Annotated in this window: 15 protein-coding genes and 1 pseudogene; 11 read left to right on the top strand and 5 right to left on the bottom strand. The window is 32.6% G+C overall.

Features of this window, described 5'->3' with window-relative positions; all coding sequences use genetic code 11:
- Positions 1-3 precede the first annotated feature (3 nt).
- On the top strand, positions 4-294 hold the full coding sequence (locus AAGD65_RS04525; RefSeq protein ID WP_010401887.1) for a hypothetical protein: 291 nt from the start codon (positions 4-6) through the stop codon (positions 292-294).
- Positions 266-1,642, top strand: a complete 1,377-nt coding sequence (locus AAGD65_RS04520) for a PleD family two-component system response regulator (RefSeq protein ID WP_264683348.1) — start codon at positions 266-268, stop codon at positions 1,640-1,642. Before AAGD65_RS04525 ends, AAGD65_RS04520 begins: the two co-directional genes overlap by 29 nt.
- Before the next feature lie 22 nt (positions 1,643-1,664).
- On the opposite strand, the gene recO is transcribed toward AAGD65_RS04520, so the two are convergent.
- A complete protein-coding gene (gene recO, locus AAGD65_RS04515; protein WP_264683349.1) occupies positions 1,665-2,393 on the bottom strand; it encodes a DNA repair protein RecO in 729 nt (242 codons plus the stop codon).
- Between the two features lie 196 nt (positions 2,394-2,589).
- Here recO and AAGD65_RS04510 point away from each other — a divergent pair, with 196 nt between their 5' ends.
- Complete coding sequence (locus tag AAGD65_RS04510; protein WP_264683351.1) at positions 2,590-3,117, top strand: hypothetical protein; 528 nt, start codon at positions 2,590-2,592, stop codon at positions 3,115-3,117.
- A 52-nt stretch (positions 3,118-3,169) separates the two neighbouring features.
- On the opposite strand, the gene AAGD65_RS04505 is transcribed toward AAGD65_RS04510, so the two are convergent.
- On the bottom strand, positions 3,170-3,508 hold the full coding sequence (locus AAGD65_RS04505) for an outer membrane protein assembly factor BamE (RefSeq protein WP_029237605.1): 339 nt from the start codon (positions 3,506-3,508) through the stop codon (positions 3,170-3,172).
- A 129-nt stretch (positions 3,509-3,637) separates the two neighbouring features.
- Between AAGD65_RS04505 and AAGD65_RS04500 the strand changes: the two genes are divergently transcribed.
- From AAGD65_RS04500 to AAGD65_RS04480, 5 genes are all read left to right on the top strand, one after another.
- Positions 3,638-4,627 (top strand): ribonucleotide-diphosphate reductase subunit beta, encoded by a 990-nt coding sequence (locus AAGD65_RS04500; protein WP_006013958.1) that lies wholly within the window; start codon positions 3,638-3,640, stop codon positions 4,625-4,627.
- A 131-nt stretch (positions 4,628-4,758) separates the two neighbouring features.
- Positions 4,759-5,031: an ankyrin repeat domain-containing protein gene (locus tag AAGD65_RS04495; RefSeq protein WP_264683355.1), complete on the top strand. Its 273-nt coding sequence runs from the start codon at positions 4,759-4,761 to the stop codon at positions 5,029-5,031.
- 4 nt (positions 5,032-5,035) lie between these two features.
- Positions 5,036-5,272 (top strand): hypothetical protein, encoded by a 237-nt coding sequence (locus tag AAGD65_RS04490; protein ID WP_139686560.1) that lies wholly within the window; start codon positions 5,036-5,038, stop codon positions 5,270-5,272.
- Positions 5,273-5,709: 437 nt separating this feature from the next.
- Complete coding sequence (locus AAGD65_RS04485) at positions 5,710-6,072, top strand: hypothetical protein (protein ID WP_264683357.1); 363 nt, start codon at positions 5,710-5,712, stop codon at positions 6,070-6,072.
- Positions 6,073-6,247: 175 nt separating this feature from the next.
- Positions 6,248-6,694: a hypothetical protein gene (locus AAGD65_RS04480; RefSeq protein ID WP_341810893.1), complete on the top strand. Its 447-nt coding sequence runs from the start codon at positions 6,248-6,250 to the stop codon at positions 6,692-6,694.
- A gap of 1,203 nt (positions 6,695-7,897) precedes the next feature.
- On the opposite strand, the gene AAGD65_RS04475 is transcribed toward AAGD65_RS04480, so the two are convergent.
- On the bottom strand, positions 7,898-8,146 hold the full coding sequence (locus tag AAGD65_RS04475; protein ID WP_264683361.1) for a hypothetical protein: 249 nt from the start codon (positions 8,144-8,146) through the stop codon (positions 7,898-7,900).
- A gap of 21 nt (positions 8,147-8,167) precedes the next feature.
- Positions 8,168-8,611 (bottom strand): hypothetical protein, encoded by a 444-nt coding sequence (locus AAGD65_RS04470; RefSeq protein WP_264683362.1) that lies wholly within the window; start codon positions 8,609-8,611, stop codon positions 8,168-8,170.
- A gap of 109 nt (positions 8,612-8,720) precedes the next feature.
- Here AAGD65_RS04470 and AAGD65_RS04465 point away from each other — a divergent pair, with 109 nt between their 5' ends.
- On the top strand, positions 8,721-9,998 hold the full coding sequence (locus AAGD65_RS04465) for an IS4 family transposase (RefSeq protein WP_264683173.1): 1,278 nt from the start codon (positions 8,721-8,723) through the stop codon (positions 9,996-9,998).
- Positions 9,999-10,449: 451 nt separating this feature from the next.
- The gene (locus tag AAGD65_RS04460) at positions 10,450-11,205 is read left to right on the top strand and encodes an Rpn family recombination-promoting nuclease/putative transposase (protein ID WP_264683363.1); all 756 of its coding nucleotides are present in this window, start codon (positions 10,450-10,452) and stop codon (positions 11,203-11,205) included.
- Between the two features lie 148 nt (positions 11,206-11,353).
- Here AAGD65_RS04460 and AAGD65_RS04455 read toward each other — a convergent pair.
- A pseudogene (locus AAGD65_RS04455) lies at positions 11,354-11,483 on the bottom strand (IS6 family transposase); the annotation flags it as partial.
- A 131-nt stretch (positions 11,484-11,614) separates the two neighbouring features.
- Here AAGD65_RS04455 and AAGD65_RS04450 point away from each other — a divergent pair.
- Positions 11,615-11,962, top strand: a complete 348-nt coding sequence (locus AAGD65_RS04450; RefSeq protein ID WP_264336399.1) for a transposase — start codon at positions 11,615-11,617, stop codon at positions 11,960-11,962.
- The last annotated feature ends 6 nt before the right edge of the window (positions 11,963-11,968 follow it).

Raw genomic sequence — 11,968 nt, 5'->3', positions numbered from 1 at the left:
AAAATGTTTAATATAGGTCTGTCAGAAGTTTTAGTTGTAGCTTTAGTGAGTATAATTGTTCTTGATAAAAGTAAAGTACCTGTATTTCTTAATCTTATTAAAAATATATATAGGTATTTCTGGGTTGTAAAATCAAGAGTTAGGAAATTGTTGAAGGATACCGGAATTAAAGAATTATATGAAGAGCATAACGTTGAAAAAGTCAATTACATAATTGGTGAAGATGGCAAGCTTTATCCTACTTACAATGTAGATAGTACAAAAAATGACAGCAAAAATCCTAGTAGTAGATGATATACCATCTAATGTTAAGCTTTTGGAGGCTCAGCTAAAAGCAGAGTACTATACAGTTATTGTAGCTTATGATGGCGAGGAGGCGATAGATTTAGTAGCGGAACAGCAGCCAGATATTATCTTACTTGATGTCATGATGCCAAAAATGAGTGGTTTTGAGGTTTGTAAGAAACTAAAGAATGATCCCTTAACGACTTATATTCCAATAATTATGGTAACTGCGCTGCATGACACTCATGATAGAGTGGAAGGAATTAATGCTGGTGCGGATGACTTTCTAACTAAGCCGATAGATGAAACTGCTTTATCTGCAAGAATTAAGTCTCTTGTGCGCTTAAAGATGATAATAGATGAGTTGTGCTTGAGAGGAGAAACTAATGCTGAGATTGGTGGAGTAGCAGAAAGCAGTATTATGGATTATTCTAATCAGATTTTTGATGCTAACATACTTGTTGTAGATGAGGACACCTTTCAAGCAGAGCAGATACACAATGTTTTAAAGCAACGCTTCAGATCAATTAAAATACTGCACGATCCAAAAGAAGCATTAAAGGTTGGTATTAAGGATAATTACGACCTGATTATTTCTGACATGCAGTTTTCAAAAACTGACGGCCTACGGTTGTGTTCTAAGTTTCGTAGTAAAGTAGAAACACGTTATACACCAATTCTGATCCTTTCTGAAGATTATGATAAAAGCAATTTAGTAAAGGCACTTGATGTAGGTGCTAATGATTATTTAACAGTACCTTTAGATGAGAGTGAATTAATAGCTAGGGTTAATTTGCAAGTGAAACGCAAGAGGTATCAAGATGCCTTGAGAATGAATTTATTTAATAATGTGGAAATGTCTATAAAGGATCCATTAACTAACTGTTATAATAGAAGATATTTTGATGCACACTTAAGAAATATTGTTAAGGATTCTGTGGAAAAAGATAGAAGTTTATCTCTTATGATACTTGATATAGATTATTTTAAGATGGTGAATGATAACTTTGGGCATAATGCTGGAGATGAATTTTTAAAGGAAATACAGAAAAGAATTTCTGAAAATATCAGAGTGACAGATTTATTAGCTAGGTTTGGTGGTGAGGAATTTGTTGTTGTAATGCCAGATACCAATGTATCAGATGCGTATACTATTGCAGAGAGAATAAGGAAAATTATTGCCAAAGAACCTTTTATACTTGTGGATAAAAATACAACCCATAATGTAACTGTGAGCATTGGAATTTCAGCAATGCAAAGATCTGACCTTGATGATGTTAAAAAATTTATAGTACGTGCTGACAAATATTTATATAAAGCAAAAAACAGTGGTAGAAATAGAGTGGTTACTGGTTGAAGTTCTTTTAAATAAGTAGTAACTAAGATTCAAATGATAGCATAAAATTTCTCAACTCCGGAAATTTCGCATTTAACTGCAGAAATAGATATTTATTTAAAAAATACCCTGTAATTTTTAACCCTAGTCTGAATTCTTGATATGAGTAGCTATTTTGTAGGTTGTTATTGTATACATCATGCAACATCTGTGGAAAAGGTAGTAATTTATCTGCATAACAGTCACCTACTTTTTTTGACACTGCTCTACCAGTTTTTGGAGAAATAAATTGTAGATTTTCTTTCACACCTGTTACAGAACATTTTGATAGGTCTAACTTAAATCCAAGTTGCGTAAGAAGCAGAAGCTCTAAGTTAAGGTAATGACTTTGCCAAAACTGGCTATTGTGTTTTATTACATCGATGAAGTGTCTAAAATTATCATACAACTTGATGCAGGATTCACTTTCTGGAAGCACTTTTTCTAATATAGACGAGAAAGAAACAATAGCAATGCTTTTTAACCTATCTTGAAAGAAATGATGAAATGGAGATTCAATCAATTCGCACTTTAAAAAACCTAGATTTTCAGGTAGCTTAGCACTCCATTCTGCATGTAATAGATTACTTATTTGAAACTTATAATTGCTATTGTTTGTTAACCTAGTTAATCCTCTGCACTTTCCATGATTTTTTGTAAATAGAGAAAGAATTAAATTTTTATCACCGTATTTTTTAACAGCTATAATAACACCTTCATCTTTCCATCTCATTTAGAGTATATTGATCATATGATATTATAGAGATAATAAAATTAGTGTAGCAAATTTTAGTTTAAGTCAACTGAAATATATTGACTTTATGTGCAATATTAGCTTTAAACCAGTAAAACAAGCTGCTTAACATATGCGCCCTCTCTATTTTAATTATATTCTTCTTTTGTCTCTATGTTGTTTTTTGCTTTTTTCAATGAAAGCCCAAACGAATGATTCATCAGTTATTCCTATACCACAAAGAAAAAAAGAATTAGTTGAGTTAGTACAACCGAGGCAAATTATTGAAATACAGGAAATTGATGAGGGTATTCCAATTCCCAAAAGAAAAAAGGGTGTAGAAAGAAAACTAAGAGAAGACATCAAAGAGGTGAAAAATGAAATAAGAGATAAGAAAAATATTGAGAACAAAGATGATGAATTGGCTGTAACAGAAATTATTAATTCTATAAGGGATAAACTGACAGAGTGTTGGAGCATTCCTGAGGGCATAGTTTATAAAGAAAATTTTAGTATAAAAATTAACTTATTATTATCCAGTAAAGGCGAGATCGTTGTAGCCAACGTAGCAGATAGTAGTTCTTATCAAAATAATCCTCTTTTTAGATCAGCAGCAGATAATGCAATGCGTGCAGTGTATAAATGTAGCCCGTTAATTGGCTTACCTGCTGAGCAGCATCACATTTGGCGCGAAGTCACGTTAGATTTTATTCTAAACAGGTGAATTTACGTTACCTAAATTAGTTACTTGTGATGAAAAATAGATCAGCAAATTTTCAATCAACAACAGCTAAAGACCTTTCTGCAACGTTGATTTCTCTTATATCTGTAACTTCGTCATTCTGATTAAACGAAATTTGCAGAGACTTACTACTGTACTTCCTTTTTCCCAAGAAGTTAGCTTGTTTAATTTTATATGAGACATAGTACCAAACATTTTCGTCGAACTTTGATACTAATGTTGGCAATCCTAAAGTATGAACCACTTTTTCTCTATCATCACCTACTTTTATTTTGCTCCACAGTTCAACATTAATGCCAGGAACTCCGTGATTATAGATAGTGTGCATGCAGCCTACTGAAAACAGTAAAACAGAAAATATTAATACTCGCATTTTGTCAATTAGTTATTTGAAATCATAATACACTGATAAACTATCTGTCGTCAAATTTCAAAAAAGTTAAATTGACTGATTCTCAATATCATTTAATATAATATTTACTTCAAAATAATTAGGTACCTTATGTCATTGCTAGAAGCAGATCCAATATACAAGCCTTTTAATTATCCTTGGGCATATGATGCATGGTTGCAGCAACAAAGGATACACTGGATACCTGAAGAAGTTCCGCTTGCTGATGATGTGAAAGATTGGAAAACTAAACTTTCTAATGTAGAGAAAAATTTATTGACCCAGATTTTTAGGTTTTTTACTCAAGCAGATATTGAAGTAAATAATTGCTATATGAGGCATTATTCAAATATATTTAAGCCAACAGAAATATGTATGATGCTTGCAAGCTTTTCCAATATGGAGACTATACACATTGCAGCCTATTCATACCTTCTAGATACGATTGGCATGCCAGAAAGTGAATATCAAGCATTCTTAAAATATGATGCTATGAGAAAGAAGTATGAATACATGTTAGAATTTGAGGAAAGTAAAAAGCACGATAAAAAACATGTTGCTAAAACTTTAGCAGTATTTGGTGCCTTCACTGAAGGATTGCAGTTATTTGCATCATTTGCAATTTTGCTCAATTTTCAACGGTTTGGAAAAATGAAAGGTATGGGGCAAATAATTGCTTGGTCAGCACGTGACGAAACCTTGCACACCAATTCAATTATCAATTTGTTCAATACGTTTATTAAAGAGAATAATGAAATTTGGAATGACGAGTTCAAAGAAGAATTATATTCTGCATGTCGCACTATTGTTGAACTTGAAGATGAATTTATAAGTCTTGCTTTTGATTTAGGAGATGTTGAAGGGCTATCTGCAGAGGAAGTGCGCAATTATATACGTTACATAGCAAACAGAAGGTTAACGCAATTAGGTCTTAAATCTATATATAATGTTAAAGATAACCCTATTCCGTGGCTTGATGAAATACTAAATGGCGTGGAACATACAAATTTCTTTGAAAATAGAGTAACAGAGTATAGCCGTGCAGCAACTCAAGGCACTTGGGAGGAAGCTTTTGCTAAAAACGATACAAAAAGTGAATAGCAGTAACTTCACCCTTTTTTATCGTTTCAACGGAAGCTTGCGATACATATCAAAGGTGGAAGGAGGAAGAATTTGATATAAATCATCTATTTAGCTTAGAGAAAAGAGAGTATAGATATAAAGTTACATTATTGCATGTAATAGTTGGAGATTTTGATTGCTTAGAGGAGGAGAAGAAGAAGTTAATACGATATCTATTAGACAAAGGTGCTAATGTTAATGCACGAGATTCTTTTGGAAAAACTCCTTTGCACAATAGTCATGACAAAGAGGTAACACAAATTTTACTAGATGCAGGTGCTAATCTTTTTATAAAGGATCATTATGGAATGACTGCAAGAAAACATGCCCGTGATGAATCAAAGCAGCTTTTAAAAAAGGCAGAAGATAAATACAAGCAATAAAGCAATGAAATTTGGTGCTATTGTTGGTATTACGGCTGGAGTGGGAGTTGGTAATGGACTTTTTGCTGCTGCTGGTCTTTCATTACTAATATCGGCTTTTATTGGCGCAGCTGTTGCTATAGCAATAGGGTTTGTTGTTTTTGGTATTACATATGCAATGTCAAAGCAGGTTCCTAGTGAGAAGCTAGATAGCGTTGATGCAGAACAAAAAGCTAGTACAGCGGCAAGTATGGTAGTGTAGTTAAGTAAAAAAAGGAAGAAGAGACTTCTTCCTCTTTTCTCCAAATTTTTTATATATAATTGATAATAAAAAAACTGTGAATAACTCTGAAAAATTAGATCAATTTAGACATTTTTGAAAGAAAAGAAACAACCATTAAGGTAGCACCTCCTTCCTGATCCATTCTTCACCTAAAACCGGAGGCTCCTCAAACTCAAGATCTTGTTTTCGTCGCCTCTCTCAATGAGTTATATTATATATAATATAACTCATAGTGGGGGGTACCCAAAAAAATGGTTATTTTTGAGCTGAGCAAAGCCGCCTAAGGTGAAGAGGAAGAAGGGCTGTATAATGTATATTACTTGTTTTGACGTTCGTAAAAACTGTATTGGAAAGCTAATATGCTATTATTAATGCTTATATGTTATAATTATACAAATTTTTTTAAGGAGAATATTATGTATGATATAGATGATTATATAAATAATTTGGCAAAATGTGAAAATAGAGAAGCAAAAAATTTTGTTAAGTGTAAAACTGAATGTACTCGAGATTACGTTTACAACCATAATTTAAAAAAAGAACTTGAAGGTTGTTTAAAGAGATGTGATGTGGCTTTAAAGAATTCAGATTGTATTAAAGTTTCTCGACACCATGATTGCCACAGGTGGTGTGAGGACAATTACCAGGGCTTAATCTCAAGACCAGTGTGCAAAGCAAAATGTGATAAATTGTATGCATCATTTGGTGATACAAAGAATACATCAGAAGATATTGGAGATGACTTCTATATCCTCGCAGATTCAGTGTCTGTTCTGTAGCAGATACAGTAAAAAGCGTGAGGCTTCTTTATTTTTTCCTAAAATTTTCAATAAAGAATTATATCGGGAGAATGGATCAGGAAGGAGGGCTGTATAATAATATATTCTATATTAAATCTAATGGTACCTTATCATAAACATCTTTTCTATATCCTACTGAAGTAGGAATTATTTTATGTTCTGCAATGTTTATACGGTAGACAATACGGCAATCTTTAGTTCTGAAACTCCTGTATCCTTTCAAATTACAGTTGAGCATGATATTCATGAGTTTCTAAGTAAATATGAGGATAGGCTCCACGCAGTAGTCGTAGAAGAACACGGTATTGGCTTTAAGGTGATAGCAGATCTTCGAATGCTACTACCAGATACGCTGATTTTAGGCTCAAGAAGAAGCAGGTCAAAGATGGAAGTGTTTCAATCCTGCAGCAAATTTGTTGAGCAAGGTCATATCTTTCTCGAGCAAGGAGAAAAAGATTTTCATTATTTAATCTTCGATGAATTTGAGAAAATTCATACGGAAACTGAGTTCACCGATGATATCGCCGATGTCTTAAGTGAATTCATCATGTGGTTCGCCGAAAGAAACCGTCTAGGAATACCTTGTCCTGATGACCTGTAATAATTATGCGATTTTGAAGAAAGGCGCTAAAAACACTGTTTCTGTTCGAGCAAGAGCACCTTTTTCTTGTTTAAATATCTGTGATCTTTAGTTATCCACAGAATTGTGAATAACTAAGTTGATAACCTAGTAGAGTATATAATTTTACATTTCTGAGTACTTTGGAGATTTATAATAAATATGATCTCCAAATACTAATATATATATAATTGAGAATAAAAAAACTGTGGATAACTCTGAAAAAGATCAAAAAAGACATCAAAAAGAGTATGATTAGATTGAAATATTTACAGAAAAACTTACTCAATTGATAAATATCTTAACGCTTTTTAAGAAAAGACAAATAGAGGACAAATAGAGGGTCGTATTGGAGCTAAAGGTTGAAATTTTAAGTGCTTCTTAATACTTAAAGAGGTACTTTAATAATTCCTTTTAAGTACTAATCCGGAGGTTCGATAGGTTGTTATTTAAAAGATTGGCAGATATTTTTATTAGCATCGAAAATTACATAATGTATATTATGGAAAATATAAGAAACACAAGCTTTCAGAAAGAGAAAATGAAATTTTTGCTCTTCTCAAACAGCATAAAAAAGTGCCTGTTGAACCTCCAGATTAATGCTCAAAAATGTTCAATTGATACTTTAAAGTATTACTTTAAAAATACCTAAAGTATCACTTCAAAAGCACTTAAAAATTTTATCTTTTAGCTCCAATACGACCCCCTTATTGGCTTTTGTTAGAAAAATATTAAAATTATAACCAAATATGTAATCTTTTATATGATTGTATTAGCTTGGCTCCCTTAATGGTTGTTTCTTTTCTTTAAAAAATATTAAAATAAATATAACTTTTTAGAGTTATTCACAGTTTTTTTATTCTCAATTATATATATATTAGTATTTGGAGATCATATTTATTATAAATCTCCAAAGTACTCAGAAATGTAAAATTATGTACTCTACTAGGTTATCAACTTAGTTATTAACAATTCTGTGAATAACTAAAACAATAAAAAGGGGCTTCTAATCAAATGGAAAAATAGTGTCATTCTTTAAAGAACGACGCTAAAAACATTGTTTCTGTTCGAGCAATGGTTACACCTATTATCAGATCTAGGTACCCTGAATAGGATTAAGGGTACCTAACGAAGTAAAAAATTTGGAGAAAAAGGAAGAAGAAACTTCTTCCTTTTTTTACTTAACTACATTGCCACTGTATCAGCTTCTTGTTTTACAGTGTCAAACCCTTTTGTATAAACGGTATCTACACAACTCTTAGGCTTTAAAACATCGTACGTAATAGCACCAATCGTAGCTCCAACTACTAATGCAGCGACTAAGGCTATACCAATTATAGTCGGCAATACCGTTAATGCAGCGCTAGTACCAAAATACAATCCTAACCCAACTGCCAATGCAGTTATAGCACCACCAATAGCACCAAATTTCATTCCTTTCTTAGCTGCATCTTTCTATAATCGAGTTTTAATCCTTTCACGATCATCTTCAGATATAACTTCCCAAAGTGATTTTAATCCGTAACTTTCATTAATTGCATGTAAAACGCCTGGCAGAAATTTAAAATCAGGATTTTTAATGCATCCATCTAGTGAGATACTTTCTCTTTTTTTACTTTCACTATCAAAACTTAATAAAAAAACTCGCATATTTAAAATGTCTGCAAGAGGAATATCTAGTTCTTTCGCACGATTTAAAACCGCTTGAACTTGCTTTACCTTTAATGATTCATAAGATCCAAGAATTGTATCTCCATTGGTGAAATAATATACATTAAAAACAGCGAGAAGATCTTCTTTGTTTTTTATTTCTCTTAAAGATGCATCAATATCATCAACCTTTCTGAATTCTTCATATAACTGGTCAAATAACTTTCCTTGTTCTTCTGTTAAGAACATATCAAACTCACTGCCATTAAGTTAAGGAAAAGTGATGAACTGTATTATAAAATCAGGTAAGATTCACAAATTAAAAGAAGTAATGACATGAGTAAAAAAAAGAATAATCATGTTTATAAAAAATAAATTGATGAGTTTAAACTTTATAAACGCACACAGAGCATCCTCAAAAGACTTCTCACGAAAAAGAAAGCTGCCCTTCGTTAATGTATTTCTCCTGATTTTTAGAAAGAGTGTAAAGTCATTACAAGTGATGCTTAATGAGTTTGTTCTGCATACAAGAAAAGATTATACAATTACGGCAAGTGCATTTACTCAAGCAAGAAAGAAGCTAAAACATACTGCGTTTTCAGAGTTAAATGATGATATAGTTTCCCTATACTACCAAGATCAGGAATTTAAAACCCACCATGGCTTCAGAGTACTTGCATTTGATGCTTCAATACTGATTCTGCCAAAGAGCGACAAAATAATAGGTGAGTTTAGCTCAAGAGCAGTATGGAATGGAATCCAGAGATTTGAAGACTATACAAGTGCAACCTTTGAAGTTTGCTACGATGTGCTAAATAATATTGCAATAAAATCTGTGCTAAGTAGAGGTGACAGCTATGAGGTTGATTTAGCAATCGGTATGCTTGAATCCATAAAATCAGACGATTTGTTAATCTGTGATAGAGGATACGTATCTTATCGATTTCTTGCTGAGCTTACAGGAAGGAAAATCAATTATATAATTCGCTGTTCAAGTTCGTCTTTCAATGAAATAAACGCTATGTTTAAGCCGGAAAGCCCATCTAGTACGGTGGTAGTGTCTACCGCACCTATTAAAGTAGCAAGACAGCTACGAAAGCTAGGATTACCTGATGAGATGAAATTCAGGTTAGTCAAAATAATACTTTCTTCTGGCGAAGTTGAAGTGTTAGTAACATCTCTGTTAGATGAGAAACGTTTTACAGTTGAAGAGTTTGAGAGATTATATTACTTGCGCTGGGGAGTAGAAACATTTTTTTCTAGGCTGAAGGGAAGATTAAATTTAGAGAATTTCACAGGAAAAAGTATTGAAACTATCAAGCAGGATTTTTGGTCAACTATCTTCATCAGTAATCTAGAAAGTATCATGATAGAAGATGATGAAGAGACATTGAGCTCACAGAATAGTAAACTAAAAAAAAGCATCAATAAATCTGTCTCATTTAATGCGATTAAAAACTTAGCCTTTGATATTTTTTCTACAGAGTCAGACATAGACTGCATTATGTATCGACTATCACAGTTATTTTTGATGAACACTTTAGTGGTGAGAAAAGGGAGAAGAGTTGATCGTCATAAGATATCTGATATTCGTTCACTCAACTACCAGAAAAGAGCTAGAAAACATGTGTTTTAAATTCAAGATATCTTTTCAGTATCATTGCATTAGTACATTCTTTGCAAAATAACCTGCAATTATTACTTTTTTAAATAACTTGCACTTTTCAGACTCCCTTTTCTTAAAAATTCACCCTAGTATTTACCATAATTATCAATCACTTCAAATTTTTTGTCCAATCTTAACTTCTCTTTCCCTTAACTTAATGGCAGTGACGACAATGGGTCTTTGCTGCACCCATATGCAAGAACAAACCAAAAGAGATACGGTATTTAAGACTGCTTAAGCTGATTGATATACCTATCAGACGACATGTTAAAATCAGAGCGGATGCAAATCCCCTTGACTTAAAATGGAAAAAGTATTTTGATGAGAGAGTAAAACGAACAAGAATGTTAGCAAGCTCCTTTTCAAGAGAAGGTTCTCTACTGTTAGTGTCACCACTAAAGTTGATGTATTCTGAGGATTTATGAAAGACAAGCCGGTTCGAGAAAAGAAGAACTTAGATAAGGGGCTCAAGCGTAGTGTGGGGAAACCTGCATGCTGCGTTTCTAAGGGAGGGAGTAGTAGTAATACTGCTTCCTTACCTGACCAAGTTGCTAAAACTAAAGGCTTTGAAAAACGTGCTCAATATTATGCTGCTAAAGCGTATTCAAGGCAAGCTGATAAAGGTGATCAATATCATGATCTTAAAGAAATTATCTTTATTGCTATAGCAGACTGTGTTCTGTTTCCAAACAAGTCTGAGTATAAATCAAATCATACTATTAGAGATGAACAGACTAATGAACACGATTTAAAAAATTTTTATTTTACATTTATTGAACTGCCAAAATTTCCAAAAAATAAGGAAGATCAACTTTCAAATATAGTCGAGAAATGGGTCTACTTCTTTAAATATGCAGATGAGACTAGTGAAGAAGAGCTAGAAAAAATAATAGGAAGTGATGCAATAATCAAAAAAGCATATGAAGAGCTAAACCAATTTAACTGGTCAGAAAAAGAATTTATAGCCTATGAACAGGAAATAAAGCGTATTCGTGACGAGAAGGCTGTTCTTGCTCAAAAACTTGATGATGCTAAAGAGGAAGGTAGAGAGGAAGGTAAAAAGACAAGAGAGATTGAAATAGCAAAAAATCTACTTAAAGCTGGCGTAACTGTTAACCTAATCGTTGAATCCACTGGTCTTGCAGTTGACGAGATTGAAAAGCTAATACTAAATTGAACTTTCAGAAAAATTCATGTAAACATAAAATTATGCTTTACATAGTATTAATCTATATTAAACTTACCATATAGAAATAGATTGGAATCGCTAATTTGGGAAAGAACTCTGTGTAAAGGATAACTTTTTATCCTTTACACAACTTAAATTTTATAGTAATCATTTCTTCCAAATCTCGATAGCTCAAAGAGAATCGACATTTCATGTATACAGATAACATCCGCTGAAAAGCTAAATCCTTTGAAATATGGCAACAATTTTTGATTGATACGAAACATCTTTGCTTTTTCTTTAGACAATTATATCATTCTTCTTTCTACTTCCCTACAAATGCGACAGAACCCTAAAAAAGGTGGTATAGTATTTCCTAAAGTAAATGATAAAGGTATAATGAAGTATTTGAGTTATAATGGCATATAGTGTGGATTTAAGGGAAAAGGCAGTATTGATGATAGAAAAAGGGAAGACAAAGGTTGAGATAGCAGAGCTCATGGAGATAGGAATAGCAACTCTGTACCGCTGGTTAAAAAAGAAAGCTGCTGGTGAAAGCCTAAAGCCATCTAAAAACGGTAGCTTTATTCGAAAAATAGACCCAAAAATACTCGAAGAATATGTTACAAAGAATCCAGATCATACTCTGGCAGAGATGAAACAAAATCTTGGATTTGGAATAAATTCAATTTGGTATAGACTAAAACAGCTAAAAATTACTTTAAAAAAAAGTCACACTATATCAAGAGCGCAATCAAGAAGATAGGCAGCA

Origin of the sequence: Wolbachia endosymbiont (group B) of Chesias legatella (assembly GCF_964026945.1) — a bacterium.
Lineage (GTDB): Bacteria > Pseudomonadota > Alphaproteobacteria > Rickettsiales > Anaplasmataceae > Wolbachia.
Note: the sequence above shows the minus strand (reverse complement) of the source record. Positions and strands in the feature narration are given on the sequence as shown.